Annotated in this window: 16 protein-coding genes; 7 read left to right on the top strand and 9 right to left on the bottom strand. The window is 64.0% G+C overall.

The window, feature by feature from the left end; all coding sequences use genetic code 11:
- Window positions 1-97 precede the first annotated feature (97 nt).
- Entirely contained in the window at window positions 98-1,132 is a 1,035-nt protein-coding gene (tdh, locus tag ACCQ16_RS05050) for an L-threonine 3-dehydrogenase (RefSeq protein WP_181388270.1), read from the top strand.
- Between the two features lie 663 nt (window positions 1,133-1,795).
- Here tdh and ACCQ16_RS05045 read toward each other — a convergent pair.
- The 5 genes from ACCQ16_RS05045 to ACCQ16_RS05025 form a co-directional block, all read right to left on the bottom strand.
- Window positions 1,796-2,512, bottom strand: a complete 717-nt coding sequence (locus tag ACCQ16_RS05045; protein WP_372380220.1) for a TorF family putative porin — start codon at window positions 2,510-2,512, stop codon at window positions 1,796-1,798.
- Window positions 2,513-2,791: 279 nt separating this feature from the next.
- Window positions 2,792-3,823 carry a sulfate/molybdate ABC transporter ATP-binding protein gene (locus tag ACCQ16_RS05040; protein WP_008571641.1) on the bottom strand — a complete coding sequence of 344 codons (1,032 nt, stop codon included), beginning with the start codon at window positions 3,821-3,823 and terminating at the stop codon, window positions 2,792-2,794.
- A 7-nt stretch (window positions 3,824-3,830) separates the two neighbouring features.
- The gene (gene cysW / locus ACCQ16_RS05035) at window positions 3,831-4,784 is read right to left on the bottom strand and encodes a sulfate ABC transporter permease subunit CysW (protein ID WP_011346560.1); all 954 of its coding nucleotides are present in this window, start codon (window positions 4,782-4,784) and stop codon (window positions 3,831-3,833) included.
- The gene (cysT, locus tag ACCQ16_RS05030; RefSeq protein ID WP_011346559.1) at window positions 4,781-5,641 is read right to left on the bottom strand and encodes a sulfate ABC transporter permease subunit CysT; all 861 of its coding nucleotides are present in this window, start codon (window positions 5,639-5,641) and stop codon (window positions 4,781-4,783) included. The genes cysW and cysT overlap by 4 nt, the downstream gene beginning before the upstream one ends.
- Before the next feature lie 3 nt (window positions 5,642-5,644).
- Window positions 5,645-6,742: a sulfate ABC transporter substrate-binding protein gene (locus ACCQ16_RS05025; RefSeq protein WP_014089499.1), complete on the bottom strand. Its 1,098-nt coding sequence runs from the start codon at window positions 6,740-6,742 to the stop codon at window positions 5,645-5,647.
- A gap of 90 nt (window positions 6,743-6,832) precedes the next feature.
- On the opposite strand from ACCQ16_RS05025, the gene kbl reads away from it, so the two are divergent.
- A complete protein-coding gene (gene kbl, locus ACCQ16_RS05020) occupies window positions 6,833-8,041 on the top strand; it encodes a glycine C-acetyltransferase (protein WP_031421297.1) in 1,209 nt (402 codons plus the stop codon).
- A gap of 2 nt (window positions 8,042-8,043) precedes the next feature.
- Window positions 8,044-8,436, top strand: coding sequence for an HNH endonuclease (locus tag ACCQ16_RS05015; protein WP_031421295.1), 393 nt, complete (start codon window positions 8,044-8,046; stop codon window positions 8,434-8,436).
- Here ACCQ16_RS05015 and ACCQ16_RS05010 read toward each other — a convergent pair.
- The 3 genes from ACCQ16_RS05010 to ACCQ16_RS05000 form a co-directional block, all read right to left on the bottom strand.
- Window positions 8,387-9,247, bottom strand: coding sequence for a pseudouridine synthase (locus ACCQ16_RS05010; protein ID WP_014089496.1), 861 nt, complete (start codon window positions 9,245-9,247; stop codon window positions 8,387-8,389). The two genes, ACCQ16_RS05015 and ACCQ16_RS05010, sit on opposite strands and share 50 nt — an antisense overlap.
- Window positions 9,248-9,266: 19 nt before the next feature.
- Complete coding sequence (locus tag ACCQ16_RS05005; protein ID WP_007968908.1) at window positions 9,267-9,782, bottom strand: hypothetical protein; 516 nt, start codon at window positions 9,780-9,782, stop codon at window positions 9,267-9,269.
- A gap of 192 nt (window positions 9,783-9,974) precedes the next feature.
- On the bottom strand, window positions 9,975-11,072 hold the full coding sequence (locus tag ACCQ16_RS05000; protein WP_008571649.1) for an OmpA family protein: 1,098 nt from the start codon (window positions 11,070-11,072) through the stop codon (window positions 9,975-9,977).
- 415 nt (window positions 11,073-11,487) lie between these two features.
- Here ACCQ16_RS05000 and ACCQ16_RS04995 point away from each other — a divergent pair, with 415 nt between their 5' ends.
- The 4 genes from ACCQ16_RS04995 (at window position 11,488) to ACCQ16_RS04980 (ending at window position 17,592) form a co-directional block, all read left to right on the top strand.
- Entirely contained in the window at window positions 11,488-12,510 is a 1,023-nt protein-coding gene (locus ACCQ16_RS04995) for a zinc-binding alcohol dehydrogenase family protein (RefSeq protein WP_014089494.1), read from the top strand.
- 203 nt (window positions 12,511-12,713) lie between these two features.
- Complete coding sequence (locus ACCQ16_RS04990; RefSeq protein ID WP_372380219.1) at window positions 12,714-14,753, top strand: oxidoreductase; 2,040 nt, start codon at window positions 12,714-12,716, stop codon at window positions 14,751-14,753.
- Between the two features lie 1,354 nt (window positions 14,754-16,107).
- Window positions 16,108-16,569, top strand: a complete 462-nt coding sequence (locus ACCQ16_RS04985) for a cell wall hydrolase (RefSeq protein ID WP_005915848.1) — start codon at window positions 16,108-16,110, stop codon at window positions 16,567-16,569.
- A gap of 408 nt (window positions 16,570-16,977) precedes the next feature.
- The gene (locus tag ACCQ16_RS04980) at window positions 16,978-17,592 is read left to right on the top strand and encodes a glutathione binding-like protein (protein ID WP_008571654.1); all 615 of its coding nucleotides are present in this window, start codon (window positions 16,978-16,980) and stop codon (window positions 17,590-17,592) included.
- Window positions 17,593-17,675: 83 nt separating this feature from the next.
- Here ACCQ16_RS04980 and ACCQ16_RS04975 read toward each other — a convergent pair whose 3' ends face one another.
- Window positions 17,676-18,662, bottom strand: coding sequence for a malate dehydrogenase (locus ACCQ16_RS04975; RefSeq protein ID WP_008571655.1), 987 nt, complete (start codon window positions 18,660-18,662; stop codon window positions 17,676-17,678).
- Window positions 18,663-18,750 lie beyond the last annotated feature (88 nt).

The following is an 18,750-nucleotide window of genomic DNA, read 5'->3' as shown; positions in this document are numbered from 1 at the left end:
CCAGGGCGGCATCACGTCCATTCCCGCACCGCCGCATGGCATACAGGCCGCGACGCCTATAATCGCCGGCTTACTTTCACTCAGCAGGTTCCGCCAGATGGCGCAGACGATGAAGGCGCTGGTCAAGCGCGAAGCGAACAAGGGCATCTGGCTGGAACAGGTGCCAGTGCCGACGCCCGGCCCCAACGAGGTGCTGATCAAGCTGGAAAAGACCGCCATTTGCGGCACCGACCTGCACATCTACCTGTGGGACGAGTGGAGCCAGCGCACGATCAGGCCGGGCTTGACCATCGGTCATGAATTCGTCGGCCGCGTGGCCGAGCTCGGTTCGGCCGTGACCGGCTATCAGGTCGGCCAGCGGGTGTCGGCCGAAGGCCACATCGTGTGCGGCCATTGCCGCAACTGCCGTGGCGGCCGTCCGCACCTGTGCCCCAACACGGTCGGGATCGGTGTCAACGTCAACGGCGCTTTCGCCGAATACATGGTGATGCCGGCCAGCAACCTGTGGCCGATCCCGGACCAGATTCCGTCCGAGCTTGCCGCGTTCTTCGACCCCTACGGCAACGCCGCGCACTGCGCGCTGGAATTCGACGTCATCGGCGAGGACGTGCTGATCACCGGCGCCGGCCCGATCGGCATCATTGCCGCCGGCATCTGCAAGCACATCGGTGCGCGCAATGTGGTGGTCACCGACGTCAACGATTTCCGCCTCAAGCTGGCTGCCGACATGGGGGCCACGCGCGTGGTCAACGTCTCCAAGACCTCGCTCAAGGACGTCATGGCCGACCTGCACATGGAAGGCTTCGACGTGGGCCTGGAAATGAGCGGCAACCCAGGTGCGTTCAACGATATGCTCGATTGCATGTACCACGGCGGCAAGATCGCCATGCTCGGCATCATGCCGCGTGGCGCCGGTTGCGACTGGGACAAGATCATCTTCAAGGGCCTCACCGTGCAGGGCATCTACGGCCGCAAGATGTACGAGACCTGGTACAAGATGACGCAGCTGGTGCTGTCGGGTTTTCCGCTGCACAAGGTGCTGACCCATCAGCTGCCGATCGACGATTTCCAGAAGGGCTTCGACCTGATGGAAGAAGGCAAGGCCGGCAAGGTCGTGCTGAGCTGGAATTGATCGGCTGACACTGCAGATCTGCGAAAGGCGCCGCGAGGCGCCTTTTGCGTTTTTAAGACATGCGCTTGCTGACAAATGCTGCGAGCGATTTTCAGGAGCTGGCGAAGCGTCTCAAGCAACGCGGGGTCGGCTAGGGTCTGGATAAACGCCTAGTGGGCCGATTGCGCGGTGCCCTCGCCGCTCGCGGGACACGCCGCAAGTACGTCCATGTAGGCGCGATGGCGGCATCCATGCCGCCAACGGTCCCGCAATCGGCAAGGACACCGCGCCGGATAGTTGGTGGTGGATTCATTGAAGAACGAACACACCGCGGCAGATCGTCTACTGAATGCCTCCTTGGAACTCGACGCACCGACCAGCTCAACTGGTCCTTGCCCGCTCACCGTCGCGGGACCCGTGGCGGCATGGACAACGCCACGGAGCTTGCACGGACGCACGTGCCGCGTGCTGCGCGATGGTGGGCGGGCAAGGACCCTGCAGACGGTCCGCCGATCGGCAGCTCCACACGTGATCGATCCACAAGCTGCAGTCATTCAAGAATCGAACCAGCCAAGCCACGAGTCTTGACCTGGTTTGGACGCAGAGGCAGACAACCCAGTGCGCCGACGCTTCCCGCATGACGACGACTCTGCACGTTGTCAGAGTCGCTTCAATCAGTCGCCATCACGGCCAGGTGACGGTCGCCGTTGCCACCAGATGGTTCTGCGAATTCTGACGACCGAAGCCGAATTCGGCGGCTTTGCTGGTGTCGTAATAACCCACGCTCAAACCCAGCGGGCCGAACGTCTTGCCGACGTTGACGCCGAAATCGTTGTAGTCGTGGTCCACCTGACTCAGCGACGAGGTGTAGACGCTGTGACCTGCGTGCGCGCCGAGCGTAAAGTTGTACGGCAACGTCCAGTTGGCATCGAAGGCGTAGTAATAGCCATCGGTCTTGCTGCCGTACAGATCGTCGGTATAGGCGACCGTCACGCTATAGGTCTTCAGGAACGTGGTCTTGGTGATCAACTCGGCGTAGTTGGATGCGCCCGCTCCCAGATACTGGTAACGGTTGATCATGACGTCGAAGTTCCAGTGGGTGCCCAGGTCGGTGTTGTAGCCGACGAAACCATCCACTTCCCAATCCGGGTCGCCGGCGCCGAAATCGACGTTGGACGACCAGGTCCCCAGGTACAACCCGAATGGCGTCTTGTAGGTCAAACCGGCCTGAAACGCAGGCTCTTCATTTGTCTGCGAAATACCGCGGAACAGGTAATCGCTGGTCACCGCGAAGGTGCCACTGAACGGCGATGTAGACGCATCTTCGTCCTGCGCCTGCGCAAGCGGTGCAACGCCCAACAGGAGTAACGAAAGACAACAAGCGAGCGGGGACGACTTCATGGGCATCTCCTGGAGCGATGAACGGTGGGATGGCGCGAAGCGAGGCTGCAAGGACTTATTAGTCCAACTGTCATTGCAGCGCAACATGAAAGTCGCGTTCGCTTGATCCAGCGCACACACTCAAGAGCCCATGCGCGAATCAGGTGTCGATGTCATCGACCGCTTGCGCCGAATCTTGATGTTCGGGGTTGAAATCGGGCGGTGGGAATTGGTCGCAGCAAAGGCGAAACGCGCCTCGCTCATCCATTCCCGCGCCCTGCGATCTCAGCCGGCGCCCGCTTACGCGGGAAATATCCCGTACTGCCGTGCTGCCAAGCGCACTTGCTGCCCTGGCTGAAAGCTACCGGCAGAGGCCGGCAGTTCCACCTCCACTTCGTTGCCCGCCGGTTCCAGCGTTGCGCGCAGCCGCAGGCGTGGGCCGCTGCGCTGCGACCACGCCACCGTCGCCGGCCAGCCCGCCTCGTCGGGCACCAGATCTTCCGGCCGCACATATACCTCCACCGGCCCTGCAGCCAGCGCGGCATTGGGCAGGGGAAGTGCGTGCCCAGCCACCTGGATCTGCCCCTGCGCCAGCACCCCGGGGATACGGTTCACCGCACCCACGAACGAATACACGAATGGCGAGGCCGGCTTGTCGTAGATCATGGCCGGCGTGTCGAGTTGCTCGATGCGGCCGCGGTTGAGGATGGCCACGCGGTCGGCCAGTTCCAGGGCTTCTTCCTGGTCATGGGTGACGAAGACGGTGGTCAGGCCGGTACGTTCGTGCAACTCGCGCAGCCAACGGCGCAGGTCGCGGCGCACCTGCGCATCCAGCGCCCCGAATGGCTCGTCCAGCAACAGCACGCGCGGCTCGATCGCCAGCGCGCGCGCCAGCGCCACGCGCTGCCGCTGGCCGCCGGAGAGCTGGGTGGGATAACGCTGTTCCAGGCCCTGCAGCTGCACCAGCGCCAGCAGTTCCTCCACGCGCGCACGGATGCGTGCTTCGGCCCAACGCGCGTTGCCGCGGCGCACGCGCAAGCCGAACGCGATGTTCTCGAACACGTCCATATGCTTGAACAATGCGTAGTGCTGGAACACGAAGCCGACCCGGCGCGATTGCACGCTCATGCGGGTGGCATCTTCATCGCCGAACAGCACCTGGCCGCCATCGGCATGCTCCAGCCCGGCCATGATCCGCAGCAGCGTGGTCTTGCCCGAGCCGGAGGGCCCAAGCAAGGCCAGCAACTCGCCCTGGCGCACTTCCAGATTGATGTCGTCCAGCGCGGTAAAGGTCTCGAACTGCTTGCGCAGGCGGTGAATGCGGATGCCCATGGTCACCTCAATGGCGGTGGTTGGCGGCCAGCGAATCGCCGTGTCGCCATTCCAGATACGTCTTCAGCGCCAACGTCAGCAGCGCGGTCAATGCCAGCAGCGACGCGCAGGCAAATGCGGCGCTGTAGGCATATTCGTTGTAGAGAATTTCCACATGCAGCGGCAGCGTATTGGTGCGTCCACGGATATGCCCGGACACCACCGACACCGCACCGAATTCGCCCATCGCGCGCGCCGCGCACAGCAGCACGCCGTACAGCAGGCCCCAACGGATATTGGGCAACGTCACCCGCCAGAACATCTGCCAGCCGTTCGCGCCCAGGCTTAGTGCCGCCAGTTCCTCGTCGCTGCCCTGCTGCTCCATCAGCGGCATCAGTTCGCGCGCGATGAAGGGGAATGTCACGAACGTGGTCGCCAGCACGATGCCCGGCAACGCGAACACGATCCGCGGCAGCTGAATCACCAACTCGCCCAGCACCGGCAGCTGCACATGCCAGCCTTCGTCGATCAGCGGCCAGGCCCAGCCGCTGCGGCCGAAGATGAGTACGAAGATCAAGCCCGCCACCACCGGCGACACCGAAAACGGCAGGTCGATCAGGCTGACCAGCAGACGTTTGCCCCAGAACTGATGCTTGCTGATGGCCCACGCCGCGGCCACGCCGAATACCAGATTCAACGGCAGCACGATCGCCGTCACCAGCAAGGTCAGCTTGATCGCCGACAACGCGTCCGGGTCGACCACCGCACGCAGGAAGGTTTCCCAACCGCCACGCAATGCCTCGGCGAACACCAGCACCAGCGGCAGCAGCAAGAACGCCAGCAGAAAGAGCACGGCCCCCAGGATCATCAGCCATTGCACCCAGCGCGGCTCATTGGTGGCCGAATCGCTGATGCGGCGCGCCTGCTTGGTCATGGCGTGGGTAGGCAACATGGAAGGCAGCGATGAAACGGCATCGTTCATACGGGCCTCCGTTGATAGCGCAGCAGCCGTGCCTGCAGCGTATTGACCACCAGCAAGATCACGAACGACAGCAACAACATGGCCGCGGCAATGGCAGTGGCGCCGGCGTAGTCGAATTCTTCCAGCCGGATGGTGATCAGCAGCGGGGCGATCTCGGTGGAATTGGGCAGGTTGCCGGCAATGAAGATCACCGAGCCGTACTCCCCCACGCCGCGCGCAAATGCCAGCGCAAACCCGGTCAGGACCGCTGGCCACAGCCCCGGCAGCACCACCCGCCATACCGTCTGCCAGCGCGAGGCGCCCAACGTGGCGGCGGCAGCCTCCATTTCACGATCGCTCTCTGCCAGTACCGGCTGCACCACCCGCACCACGAAAGGCAGGCCCACAAAAACCAACGCCAGCACGATGCCCAGCTGCGTGTAAGCCACCTTGATCCCGATCGCCTCCAGCCAGCGCCCCACCCACCCGTTGCCGCCGTACAGCGCGGTCAGCGCAATGCCGGCCACCGCGGTGGGCAACGCGAACGGCAGATCGATCACCGCATCGAAAAAGCGCTTGCCCGGGAACCTGTAACGCACGAAGACCCAGGCCACCCAGGTGCCCATCACCGCGTTGAAGGCACCGGCCGCAAACGCGGTGCCGAAGCTCACCCGCAGCGCCGACAGCACGCGCGGCTCGCTCCATACACGCCACAGGCCCTCCCAGCCCAGACCGCTGGTCTTGATGAAGATGCCCAGCAGCGGGATCAACACGATCAGGCCAAGCCAGGTCAGGGTGATGCCCAGACTCAGGCCCAGCCCCGGCATCACGCGTCGGCGCGATGACGGCGCTGGGTGGGGTGCAACCGACATCGACATCGCCTACTTGTTGGCCTGGATCTGGTCGAACACGCCACCGTCGGCGAAGTGCTCCTGCTGCGCCTTCTCCCATGAGCCGAACGCCTGCTGGATGGTCACCAGCTTGATGTCCGGAAACCGCGCCATGTCGGCCGGGTCGGCAAATTCGGGATGCCGCGGGCGATAGAAATGCTTGGCTGCCAGCTTCTGCCCTTCAGGCGCATACAGATCGCGCAGGTAGGCTTCGGCCACCTCGCGGGTGCCATGCTTGTCGACGTTCTTGTCCACCAGCGCCACCGACGGCTCGGCCAGGATCGACAACTTCGGCACCACGATCTCGAACTTGTCCTTGCCCAGTTCCTCGCGCGCCAGCAGCGCTTCGTTTTCCCAGGCCAGCAGCACATCGCCGATGCCGCGCTGCACGAACGTCGTGGTGGCACCGCGTGCGCCGGTATCCAGCACCGGCACGTTGCGGAACAGCGCCTGCATGTAGCGCAGGATGCGCTGGCGGTCGCCCTTGAAGATGTGGTCGGCATACGCCCAGGCGGCCAGATAGTTCCAGCGCGCGCCTCCGGAGGTCTTCGGGTTAGGCGTCACCACCGCCACGCCAGACCGCAGCAGGTCCGGCCAGTCGTGGATGTTCTTCGGGTTGCCCTTGCGCACCAGGAACACGATGGTCGAGGTATACGGCGCACTGTTGTCGGGCAGGCGCTTTTCCCAATCGGCATCGATCAGCTTGGCCTTCTGCGCGATGGCATCCACGTCGTAGGCCAGCGCCAGGGTCACCACGTCGGCCTCGATGCCATCGATCACCGCGCGCGCCTGCTTGCCAGAGCCGCCGTGCGAGGTTTCCACGGTCACCGTGTCCTGCGGGTGCTGCTGTTTCCACTGCGCGGCGAAGGCGGCGTTGTAGTCACGGTAGAACTCGCGGGTGGGGTCGTAGCTCACGTTGAGCAGCCCGATCTCGCGCGCGCCAGCCGGCCCGGCCAGGACCAGCAAGGCGCAAAGAAGGGAGGCAAAACGGAAACGGGGGTATGTCACGACGATCTCCTGGCCGGTTGAGCACAGCTGAACAGCAAGCATGCCATGCTGCGCAGCGGCACGCAGGCGGTGAAATGACATCAGCGCCGCCTCTTATGCCGATTTTGCATGACGTAGTGGTATGCCACCGTGATCGTTAAAATTGCGCTTCTTTCTGCCACTGCGACCGCCATGACCACCGCTCCCGCCGCGCTGACTGCCCATTACGCCGCCGAACTGGATGCCATCCAGGCCCAAGGCCTGTTCAAGTCCGAGCGCATCATCACCGGTCCGCAGTCGGCCGAGATCACCCTGGCCGATGGCCGCCGCGTGCTGAACTTCTGTGCCAACAACTATCTGGGCCTGGCCGACCACCCGGACATCATCCAGGCCGCCAAGGACGCGCTGGACAGCCACGGCTTCGGCATGGCCTCGGTACGCTTCATCTGCGGCACCCAGGACCTGCACAAGCAACTGGAACGCAGCATCGCCGAGTTCTTCGGCACCGAAGACACCATCCTCTACGCGGCCTGTTTCGATGCCAATGGCGGCCTGTTCGAACCGCTGCTGGGCGAGCACGACGCCATCATTTCCGACGCGCTCAACCATGCCTCCATCATCGATGGTGTGCGCCTGTGCAAGGCCAAGCGCTTCCGCTACGCCAACTGCGACATGGCCGATCTGGAGGCGCAGCTGCAGGCCGCCGACGCCGCCGGTTGCAAGACCAAGCTGATCACCAGCGACGGCGTGTTCTCGATGGACGGCTTCATCGCCCCGCTCGACGAAATCACTGCCCTGGCCCGCAAGTACAACGCGCTGGTGCATATCGACGAATGCCACGCCACCGGCTTCCTCGGCGCCACCGGCCGCGGCTCGGCCGAAGTCAAGGGCGTCCTGGATCAGATCGATATTTTCACCGGCACCCTGGGCAAGGCCATGGGCGGCGCACTCGGCGGCTTCACCACCGCAAAGCGCGAAGTGATCGAGTTGCTGCGCCAGCGTTCGCGCCCCTACCTGTTCTCCAATTCATTGCCGCCGCACGTGGTGGCTGCCGGCATCAAGGCCTTCGACATGCTGGATGCCGCGGGCGAGCTGCGCACGCAGCTGGTCGAAAACACCACCTATTTCCGCGCCCGCATGACCGCCGCCGGTTTCGACGTCAAGCCGGGCGTGCATCCGATCAGCCCGGTGATGCTGTACGACGCACCGCTGGCGCAAAAATTCGCCGAGCGCTTGCTGGAAGAAGGCATCTACGCCATCGGCTTTTTCTTCCCGGTGGTTCCGAAAGGCCAGGCGCGCATTCGCACCCAGATCAGCGCAGCGCATACGCGCGAGCACCTGGATCAAGCGATCGAAGCGTTCATCAAGATCGGGCGCGAACTCAAGGTCATCGACGCCTGAGCATGCGCACGGTGCTGCGCCAACGGCTGCTGCTGGCGGCGCAGACCGATGCGCAGGCGCAGCTGCGCGACGGTCATTGGGAGACACGCTGCCTGCATTGCCGTCGGCATCTGCAAGTGCGCGCCGACGGCGAACCGCTTGGCCACACCACGCTGGAACACGTGGTGCCGCAGGCCTGGTTCGGTCGTCGCGCGGCGGCGGCGCTGTGCGCGCTGGTGGGCGGCGATGCCAACGATGCGCGCAATCTGGCGCTGGCCTGTGCCGGCTGCAATCACGCCAAGGGTCGCCGCCACGATGCCAACGGCGCCGGCGACGCACGCGCTTACGAAGTGGTGAGCGCCCTGCTCAGCGCGCGTCTGGCGCGCTGGCGCGCGCCGCCGGCACCAACGCCCTGACTTCCTCGGCGCTCAGCATCCGCCACGCGCCTTTGCCGAGCTCCCCCATCGCCAGCGGGCCGATCGCCACCCGCACCAGCCGCAGTACGCCGATATCGACTGCGGCCAACAGCCGGCGGATCTGCCGATTACGGCCTTCGTCCAGCACGATTTCCAGCCAGGCATTGCGCTCGCCTTCGCGCAGCACGCTGACCTGTTTGGCACGCAACAGCACACCCTCGCCCTCAGGGTCGGCATCTGCCACACCGGCCTGCAGCTGCGCCAGTTGCGCGGCACTGGGGCGGCAATCGATCTGCACGTGGTACGTCTTGTCCGGCCCTCTCGCCGGGTCGGTCACCGTCGCCGCCCATTGGGGGTCGTTGCTGAAAAGCAGCAGGCCTTCGCTGGCCTTGTCCAGGCGCCCCACCGGCGCGATCCACGGTAGGCCGGCGCCATCGAAGCAACGGTAGACAGTGTCCCTGCCCTGCTCGTCGCGCACGGTGGTGACCACGCCACGCGGCTTGTTGAGCATCAGATAGCAACGCGCCGGCCCCGCGAGCGGCTGCCCATCGACAGTGATGGACGATTGCTGATCGCCGCGGATCGGAAATTCTGGGTCGCGCACCACACGCGCCGACACGCTGACGCGGCCATCGGCAATCCAGCGCGCTGCCTCGGTGCGCGAACACACACCAAGCTTGGACAGCACACGCGCCAGCCCATGGCGTGGCGCGGCATTGGCGGATGCGGCAGCGGACGTGCGCACTGCACCGGCCGCTCCCGGACCACGCTGACGCTGCCGGGACGTTGCCGGCGCAGGTCGCCGGGGCATGCCGTCCCGACCGCAGGGCTTACTTGTTTTCGACCGACTTGGCGTCGGCTGCAGGTGCTGCGGGCGCTGCCGCGGCAGGTGCCGCGCCAGCGGCCGGGCGTGCCTTGACCACGCGCACACCGCGGGCCTTCATCCAGGCATCGAATTCTTCTGCCGTCATGCGCTTGCCGTTCTGGCTCATGTCGAAGCGCCACGGGGTGTTGTCGAACGCGGTGGTCGCCTTGTAGGCCGCCGGGTCGTTCGGGTTGACGGTGCCGCCAGGCGGAATGACCTTGGCCAGATCCTGGCAGCCTTCCACGCGCAGGCGCAGCAGCACGCGATCCACCGACTGGTCGCTGCTATAGGGCTGTGCCAGCACGCCAGTGGGCATGCCCAGCTGCACGCTGCGGGTGTAGAACTCGGCAGCCGCCGGTGCAACCACGGTGGCGGGCAACGGCAGTGGCTGGGACACCATGCTGCCGGCGCAGTTCGGAGCGGCGTAGGCGGCGGGGATCAGAGCGAGACAGAGCAGTCCTGCCGTAGCGGTACGCAGCATCGGGTTCTTCCAAGTATGAGTGTGGTATTGACGCGGCGAGTGTAGGCAGCGATGAACGCTGTTTCAACAGGAACCGTGCCTGGATGGCAACACAGACAGGATCGGCAGCGCCTGAGCGCGCTTTTCCAGGGCCTGCATAGACAAAACCCGGCGCAAGGCCGGGTTTTGTATGCAGCAAAGCTAGCGGTCCAATTAGTTCTGGACGTTCAGCTCGGTACGACGGTTCTTCGCACGACCTTCCGGATTGTCCGAACCATCCGGGTTGGTGTTCGGAGCAATCGGACGGCTCTCGCCGTAGCCGATCGGGCCGACCAGACGCGACGCATCGACGCCGTTCTTGGTCAGGTAGTCGTACACGGTGGTCGCACGACGCTCGGACAGCTTCTGGTTGTACGCGTCGGTACCCTTCGAGTCGGTGTGACCGGCAACCTCGACCTTCAGGTCGGGGTAACGCTTCAGGATTTCGGTCGCTTCGCTCAGGATCGAGACGGCATCCGGACGCAGGGTCGACTTGTTGAAGTCGAAGTTCACGCCCTTCAGGTCGATCGAGACAGGAACCGGGCAACCGTCCGGACCGATGGTCTGGCCAGGCTGCGAGTTCGGGCACTTGTCGTCGCAGTTGTTGACGCCGTCACCGTCGTCATCCAGATCGGCGCAGCTCGGAGCAACCGGAGCCGGAGCCGGCGGCGGAGCGGTCGACGGAGCCGGTCCCAACGGGATCACGACGCCGACCGAAGCCAGCACGTCACCGAACCAGTCTTCGCGCGGAGCGGCGACGCTCTGGTCGTTGAAGTCAGCGCGGTAGGCCAACTCGGCACGCACGGCGACGCGCTTGTCGAAGGTGGTCTGCAGACCGACACCAGCCTTGGCGGCAAAGTTGCCGTCCTTCTGCTGGCCCGGCGAAACCGGGTTCGGGGTCGCGTCGAATTCTTCTTCCGAACGCTGGTAGCCCAGGCCGAACAGCAGGTAGGGGTTCCAGCCGCGGCCTTCCTGGATGAAGTGGCGACGCAGGTCGAACGAGATGCCGTACTGGCTCCAGTTCAGATCCTGGTTGGCATCGAAGTTCGGGTTCTGATAGTTCAGCTCACCGTCGATCGACCAGTTCGGGCTGACGAACTTGCCCAGACCCAGGGTGACGAACGGGGCATCATTGGTCAGGCGATCGCTGTCCTGGAAGTTGAAGCCAGCGCTACCGGTCAGGTACCAACGGTCGTCGAACTCCTGCGCGGAAGCAGCCTGGGCAACTGCCAGACCGCCGAGCAACGCGGCAGTGAGAATTTTCTTGTTCATTTATACAGCTCCTTCTTTGGGAGATAAAACCGATAGAGGCGTTGTGCTTGGTAAAGATGCTCGTCACATCCAGAGCCATCGGGGCGCAGATTAAGCCGGCCTCGGTGAAGATCGCGTTAACGGTCATATAACATGTGAAAGCAATCACCGGGTCCCGCAACGCCAATCAATACTACGTATACAGCTTCATGAAGGAAAGGACCGTGCGCCCAATTCGGATAACGCACCTGCATGAACCGCAGCCCAATTAAGTCACTTGAATACGCTTTCAGGCTGACTGGTTTTTAGCGTTCCAGGCGGCCTCGAAAACTACATTGGTGAACGCCAGGCCCCGTCCGAGCTGAATTGTGGGGTCGGTGGTTGCGGGCGACTTGCTCCACAACGCACCCTGAACCTCCCGCTCTGGAGCGCTCCAATGAAAGCTGTCGCCCTCACCCGCCATCTTCCGATCGACGATCCCGAATCGCTGCTTGATATGGAACTTCCGACACCTGCGGCGCCGTCGGGGTATGACTTATTGGTGCGGGTGGAAGCGATCTCGGTGAACCCGGTCGATACGAAGGTGCGCGCGCCCAAGCCGCAACCGCTGCACGCGCCGAAGATCCTGGGTTACGACGCCGCCGGGGTGATCGAGGCGGTCGGCCCGGAGGTCACCGCCTTTGCGGTCGGCGACGAGGTCTACTACGCCGGCGATATCGGGCGGCCGGGCAGCAATGCGCAGTACCAGCTGGTGGACGCCCGCATTGCCGGATGCAAACCGACCTCGCTCAGCTTCGCGCAGGCGGCCGCGTTGCCGCTGACCACCCTGACGGCATGGGAGCTGCTGTTCCAGCGCATGCCCTTTTCGTTCGACGGTGCACGCAATCGCGGCAGGCATCTGCTGATCATCGGCGGCGCTGGTGGCGTGGGCTCCATCGCGATCCAGCTGGCGCGGCATGCCGGATTCACGGTGATTGCCACCGCCTCGCGCCCGGAGAGCATCGAGTGGGTTCGCCAAATGGGCGCGCATCACGTGATCGATCATCACCAACCGCTGCAGCCGCAACTGCAGGCGCTGGGACTGGACACGGTGGACGCGGCGCTCAATCTGGCCGACACCGACCGCTACTGGCAGCCACTGGGCGAAGTGCTGGCGCCGCAGGGCCATGTGGGCCTGATCGTGGAGCCGCGCGGGCCGTTGTCGATCGGCGACCCCTACAAATCCAAGTGCATCGGCATCCATTGGGAGTTGATGTTCACGCGCGCGCGCTACGCGACCGAGGACATGGTCGAGCAGCACCGTATCCTCAACCGGGCAGCCAGCCTGATCGATGCCGGCGAACTGCGCACCACGCATACCGAGACGCTGTCGCCGATCAATGCGCAGCAGCTGCGCGAGGCGCATCGTCGCCTGGAAAGCGGCAGCACGATCGGCAAGCTGGTGCTGGCCGGCTGGTAAGGCGGCCGGCGGGCCAAGGTCGCTGCCCCGATGCCCTGGTGCGAAAGGCGCCTGCGCATCGGGGCGCGCCTGTGCGGACGGCAGCACAGGCGTGGTGCCGAACGGGCGTCTGCAGCATCGGCGCGCCGCTGCATGCACCAGGACTTGCCGCCAGACCGGTTTGCCGGCATCGTGCGCAATCCGTACGCCAGCGTATCCACATCATGTCGCCCGCCACCGGCCCCTCCGCCTTGTCTTTCCCGCACCTGTTCACCCCGCTCGATCTGGGCTTCACGCAATTGCGTAATCGGGTCCTGATGGGCTCGATGCACACGGGCCTGGAAGACCGTGCGCGCGACTTCCCCAAGTTGGCGGCGTATTTCGCCGAGCGCGCCGCCGGTGGCGTGGGCCTGATCGTGACCGGTGGGTTTTCGCCCAATTTGGTGGGCTGGCTCAAGCCATTCGGCGGCAAGTTATCGTGGCCGTGGGAAGTACGCCCGCATCGCCAGGTCACCCGCGCAGTCCACGAACACGGCGCCAAGATCTGCCTGCAGCTGCTGCACGCCGGGCGCTATGCGTACCACCCGCTGTCGGTTGCGCCGTCCAGGCTCAAGGCACCGATCAACCCGTTCACTCCGCGTGCGTTGTCGGCCGGCGCGGTCGACCGGCAGATCGCCGCGTATGCGCGTGCCGCGCGGCTGACGCGCGAGGCAGGCTACGACGGCGTCGAGGTCATGGGCTCGGAAGGCTATCTGATCAACGAATTCACCGCCGCGCGCACCAATCGGCGCAGCGATGCCTGGGGCGGCGATGCCAGCAAGCGCATGCGCTTTGCGGTGGAGATCGTGCGGCGCATCCGCGAGGCCTGCGGGCCGGACTTCATCATCATCTACCGGCTGTCGCTGGTGGATCTGGTCGAAGACGGCAACCAATGGCAGGAAATCCTGGCGCAGGCACAGGCGATCGAAGCGGCCGGCGCGACCATCATCAATTCCGGTATCGGCTGGCACGAAGCGCGCATTCCCACCATCGCCACCTCGGTGCCGCGCGCCGCGTTTGTCGGGGTCACCGCCAAGCTCAAGCCGCATCTGCGCATTCCGGTGGTGGCCACCAACCGCATCAACATGCCGGAGGTGGCCGAGGGCATCCTGGCCGACGGTGCCGCAGACATGGTGTCGCTGGCGCGGCCGCTGCTGGCCGACCCGCAGTGGACCAATAAAGCGCGCGCCGGGCAGTCGCACACCATCAATACGTGTATCGCCTGTAATCAGGCCTGCCTGGATCATGTTTTCGACAACAAGCTGGCCAGCTGCCTGGTCAACCCACGTGCCGCACACGAGACCGAACTCAACTACACCCCGACTGCCACGCCCAAGCGCATCGCCGTGGTCGGGGCCGGCCCGGCCGGTCTGGCCTGCGCGACGGTGGCGGCAGAACGCGGGCACCGGGTGACCTTGTTCGATGCTAGCGATGCGATCGGGGGGCAATTCAATGTCGCCAGGCGCATTCCGGGCAAGGAAGAATTCAACGAGACCTTGCGTTACTTCGGCCATCGCATCGAAGCGACCGGCGTGCAGCTGCGTCTGAACACCCCGGTACAGGCGGCCGATCTGAAAGACTTTGACGAAGTCGTGCTGGCAACCGGCATCGAGCCGCGCAAGGTGGATTTCCCCGGTGCCGATCATCCGATGGTGGTGAGCTATCTCGACGTGGTGCTGGGCCGCCACGTGGCCGCCGACAAGGTGGCGATCATCGGTGCCGGCGGCATTGGCTTTGATGTCGGTGAGTTTCTGGTGCACACCGGCCAATCGCCTGCGCTGGATCCGCAGCGCTGGATGGCCGAATGGGGCGTAGACCCGAACTTCGAAGCGCGCGGTGCGTTGACCAAACCGCAACCCGAGCGCGCCGCCCGCCAGGTCTGGCTGTTGCAGCGCAGCCCCGGCAAGCCTGGTGCACGCCTGGGCAAGACCACCGGCTGGATCCACCGCGCGACGCTCAAGGCCAAGGGCGTCAAGATGCTCGGCGGCGTGGAATATCTGGGCGTGGACGATGCCGGCCTGCGCGTTCGCGTGGAAGGCAGCGAACAGCTGCTGGATGTCGGTACGGTGGTGGTGTGCGCCGGGCAGGAGCCGCGTCGCGAGTTGCTGGCTGCGCTGCAGGCCAATGGCCAGCAGCCGCATTTGATCGGTGGCGCGGACGTGGCGGCCGAACTGGATGCCAAGCGCGCGATCAACCAGGCAAGTCGGCTGGCCGCGATCTTGTAACGGGTTTTCGAAGACGGCGTCACCACGACGCCGTCGTTGTGTTCGCGTCCTAGCTGCACTGCTGACGTGCATGCGGCGTTACCGACGCCGACATGCACGCGGATGTGGCGGTCTGCGACGCCCATTCCCTCTTTTTGTCGTGCGGCTCGGCGATAAGTGCCGCATGCATCGTCACCGCGCGCACTGCCGCCTGCCATATTGCGTGCCTGCCCCGCAGCGCATTTTCGACAAGCACCTGCCTGGTAGACGGGTGGGCACTTCGCGCACCTGAAACGCGCTCGGGTCGATGCTTGTTTCTTGCGCTGTCGATTCGCAGTTACTGCGAGAGCATCAACGCGGTTATGGGATGCGAATACACCGCACGCTTTGTCACTTGGATAAAGATTTTCGAAAGCTGCATGCACGCGATGCCGACAGTGCATGCTGCACTGACTGCAGCACCTGGCGCCTCATCGCCTCCTTCGCTTTGGCGTCCATTCGTTTTGAAACTTATGTGCCTGGCACTTCTGCACTTGAGCATCTTCGTGCTCTTGCGCGCATAAGCAGGCGACCTCGGAACGCATCGCAACGCGGTAGGGCGCACCCCTGGCGCACCGAATGATCGACAAGCTGTCGAAACATGGTCACGCATCCTCCGAACGTCATGCAGTGACGGAGATCGCGTCGTAAGGGCAGATAGCTTTCTCTGCAACGGATGGCGTCTGTGCTGCTTCCGATGGCGTTATCAGCAAGATGCGTCGAGACCGCGCATCTGTACGCATCCAAGATGATGGTTAAATCGCCAAGACTGCAGCACGACGATGTATCTCGGACACATGGCACGTCCGCCATCGCTGGCGTCACCGCAACGCTCTTTTTTCTCGCGCATCCGTGGTCGATGTACGAAACCCAATTGCGCAACTCCACTGGACAACACAACAACACGTGACGAGCGCGTGTAAGAAAAATTCGCTTATGCGGAGGGTGCTTTTTTGGCCGCCAGGCGATCTTCCCAAACCAACGCGCAATGCCGCAGCGTGCGCGATGTGGCTAAGAATCCAGGCAACACAACAGTCGCTGCAACCATGCGACGCAGATGCGATGTTGCGATGCACGCGACGCGGGTGCGCAGCGCCATGCGCTGCGGGCAGTTGCAATCGTCAACCCCTCTCATTCAGCCGCGATTGTGTGATCGACGCCTACCTTGCGCCAACTTTTTGACCCACCGCATTTGGTGGGCGCCTTCGGCAGATGGTCTTTCGCCGAAGCATTTGGCGACCGGTGGCAGGTCGCCTCCCCATGACGCCAAGCCTTCTGCACTGGTGCATCCACATTGGATGCTCTGCGGACCGGCCCATACGGAGCAAGGAGTTCTATGAAACTTGTTTGGATACTCTGGCTGTCGCATGTGTTGCCGCAGCCAGCCGCAGATTCGCTGTGTTTGAGCACGACCGTCTATCTGGAAGCGCGCGACCAGACCTTGCGTGGCCAGCAGGCCGTTGCAGAAGTTGCATTGCGTCGCCTGGATAGTGGTTTGTGGGGCGACTCGATGTGTCAGGTGGTCACTGCACGCAAGCAGTTCGCGCCGACGATCGTCGCGCCAGGCACGCAGCTGAAGAACGACGATGCCTGGAACAAGGCATTGGGCGTGGCACTGGCGGCGCAGCGCAACTGGGCATTGCCGGTTGGCCAACGCAAGGAGATCGTGCCGGGCGCCAGCCACTTTGCCGCAAGCGCAATTGCGAGCCCCAGCTGGCGTAATGCCTATCAGGTGGCCACCATCGGCGACCACACGTTCTATCGCGTGCAATCGCTGCGCCCGCGCAACGCGTCCTAAGCGCGGACTGGCGCGGTACCTCTGAGCGTCATACGTCGCTGGGATCGTTGATCATCGAGACGCAGTGCCGCTGCGTTTGACGTGTTTCAAGCGCCTATCTCAAGACGCTCATGCGTCGCATACAACGGACACACTGCACGCATGGCGATCGACCGGCGCGGCAGCAAGCCTTATCAGGCACCGACTCGCTTCCCGCGCCCGGACAGATTGCAAAGAAGAGCCTGACCAGGCCGGAGCCGCCACGTGCGCGCTGCCAGTTCGGTGATGCCGTTCATATCGGCGCGACACCAGCGCGAGCGAGCCATGGGCCAATGAGCGGCGCCCTGCTGAAGCCCAATTCCCGCTGCGCGCTCCACACGGCATCGTCTGCCCGCTAAGCTTGGGTCTTCATTCCCGCGTGGATCGTCCATGAAGCTGTATACCAAGCCCGGCGCTTGTTCGCTGGCAGATCACATCGTGTTGCGTTGGTCGGGGCTGCCGTTCGACCTGAGTGTGGTCGATGCGGCAACGATGAAATCTCCAGAGTATCTGCGTCTGAATCCGGCAGGCTCGGTGCCATTGCTGATGGTCGACGATTGGGCACTGACCCAGAATGCAGCCATTCTCAATTACATCGCCGACATCGCACCACTCACCGGCCTATCCGGCGATGGCACCGCGCGCAGCCGTGCCGAGATCAATCGGTGGATCGCCTTCGTCAATGCCGACGTGCACCCCACCTTCAAGCCGATCTTCGGCAGCACCGCGTATCTGCAGGACCCGGCGCTGATTGCGCGCAGCCAGGACGATGCGCGCAGCAAATTGCGCACGCTGTACGAGCGCGTCGATGCGCATCTGCAAGGCCGCACCTGGCTCGCCAGCGACAGCCACACCGGTGCCGATGCGTATTTGTTCGTCACCTTGCTGTGGGCGCAGAAAGTTGCGGTGAATCTGGATGGATTGAATGCGCTGCAGGCGTTCGTGCAACGCATGCTGGCCGATGCCGATGTGCAGGCTGCACTCAAGGCCGAAGGCCTGGCCTGACCGCGCAGTCTCTGCCACGCGAGGCGCAATAAAAAAACGCCGGGCAATGCCCGGCGTTTTCATGACAGCAGTGACCGAATAACTCAGCCCAGCAGGTGCGCCACGCCGCTGCGCTCTTCTTCCAGCTCGGCCAGGGTCTTGTCGATGTACTTCTGGCTGAAGTCGTCGATCGGCAGATCCTTGACGATGGTGTACTTGCCATTTTCGGTGGTGACCGGGAAGCCGAACATCACGCCTTCCGGAATGCCGTAGGAGCCGTCCGACGGCACGCCCATCGTCACCCACTTGCCGTTGGTGCCCAGCACCCAGTCACGGATGTGGTCGATGGCGGCATTGGCGGCGGAGGCGGCCGAGGACAGGCCACGCGCTTCGATGATCGCTGCGCCGCGCTTGCCCACGGTCGGGATGAAGGTGGAAGCGTTCCACTCCTGGTCGTTGATCGCATCACCGACGGAGGCACCATCGGCGGTGGCGAAACGATAATCCGGGTACATGGTCGGGCTGTGGTTACCCCACACCGCCAGCTTCTCGATGCCGGCAACCGGCTTGCCGAGCTTGGCCGAGAGCTGGCTCAGCGCGCGGTTGTGGTCCAGGCGCAGCATGGCGGTGAAATTCTTCGGGTCCAGGTCCGGCGCCGACTTCATGGCGATGTAGGCGTTGGTGTTGGCCGGGTTGCCGACCACCAGCACCTTCACGTCGCGCTTGGCGACCTTGTTCAGGGCCGCGCCCTGTGCGGTGAAGATCTCCGCATTGGCCAGCAGCAGGTCCTTGCGCTCCATGCCCGGGCCGCGCGGACGCGAACCGACCAGCAGGGCGATATCAACGTCCTTGAAGGCCACTTCGGCGTCGTCGGTACCGACCATGCCGGCCAGCAGCGGAAACGCGCAGTCTTCCAGTTCCATCATCACGCCCTTGAGGGCGGCCTGGGCCTTCTCAATGGGCAGTTCAAGCAACTGCAGAATGACCGGCTGGTCCTTGCCCAGCATTTCGCCGGAAGCGATGCGGAACAGCAGGGCATAGCCGATCTGGCCGGCAGCGCCGGTCACAGCAACACGAACAGGTGCTTTCATGGGGTGTTTCCTCTGCTAAAAAACGTTGGTGGGGGTCGCACGCTGGCGGGGCGCAGGGCCTGGCGGCGCGCGTTGACAAGCGAACGGC

Source organism: Xanthomonas sp. NCPPB 1062 (assembly GCF_041481705.2).
Taxonomy (GTDB): domain Bacteria; phylum Pseudomonadota; class Gammaproteobacteria; order Xanthomonadales; family Xanthomonadaceae; genus Xanthomonas; species Xanthomonas euvesicatoria.
This window is presented reverse-complemented; position numbering and strand designations above follow the sequence as displayed.

Coding starts and splice junctions, on each gene's coding strand:
- tdh (WP_181388270.1), top strand. CDS start 98: ATGGCGCAGACGATGAAGGCGCTGGTCAAGCGCGAAGCGAACAAGGGC.
- ACCQ16_RS05045 (WP_372380220.1), bottom strand. CDS start 2,512: ATGAAGTCGTCCCCGCTCGCTTGTTGTCTTTCGTTACTCCTGTTGGGC.
- ACCQ16_RS05040 (WP_008571641.1), bottom strand. CDS start 3,823: ATGGGCATCCGCATTCACCGCCTGCGCAAGCAGTTCGAGACCTTTACC.
- cysW (WP_011346560.1), bottom strand. CDS start 4,784: ATGAACGATGCCGTTTCATCGCTGCCTTCCATGTTGCCTACCCACGCC.
- cysT (WP_011346559.1), bottom strand. CDS start 5,641: ATGTCGATGTCGGTTGCACCCCACCCAGCGCCGTCATCGCGCCGACGC.
- ACCQ16_RS05025 (WP_014089499.1), bottom strand. CDS start 6,742: ATGTCATTTCACCGCCTGCGTGCCGCTGCGCAGCATGGCATGCTTGCT.
- kbl (WP_031421297.1), top strand. CDS start 6,833: ATGACCACCGCTCCCGCCGCGCTGACTGCCCATTACGCCGCCGAACTG.
- ACCQ16_RS05015 (WP_031421295.1), top strand. CDS start 8,044: ATGCGCACGGTGCTGCGCCAACGGCTGCTGCTGGCGGCGCAGACCGAT.
- ACCQ16_RS05010 (WP_014089496.1), bottom strand. CDS start 9,247: ATGCCCCGGCGACCTGCGCCGGCAACGTCCCGGCAGCGTCAGCGTGGT.
- ACCQ16_RS05005 (WP_007968908.1), bottom strand. CDS start 9,782: ATGCTGCGTACCGCTACGGCAGGACTGCTCTGTCTCGCTCTGATCCCC.
- ACCQ16_RS05000 (WP_008571649.1), bottom strand. CDS start 11,072: ATGAACAAGAAAATTCTCACTGCCGCGTTGCTCGGCGGTCTGGCAGTT.
- ACCQ16_RS04995 (WP_014089494.1), top strand. CDS start 11,488: ATGAAAGCTGTCGCCCTCACCCGCCATCTTCCGATCGACGATCCCGAA.
- ACCQ16_RS04990 (WP_372380219.1), top strand. CDS start 12,714: ATGTCGCCCGCCACCGGCCCCTCCGCCTTGTCTTTCCCGCACCTGTTC.
- ACCQ16_RS04985 (WP_005915848.1), top strand. CDS start 16,108: ATGAAACTTGTTTGGATACTCTGGCTGTCGCATGTGTTGCCGCAGCCA.
- ACCQ16_RS04980 (WP_008571654.1), top strand. CDS start 16,978: ATGAAGCTGTATACCAAGCCCGGCGCTTGTTCGCTGGCAGATCACATC.
- ACCQ16_RS04975 (WP_008571655.1), bottom strand. CDS start 18,662: ATGAAAGCACCTGTTCGTGTTGCTGTGACCGGCGCTGCCGGCCAGATC.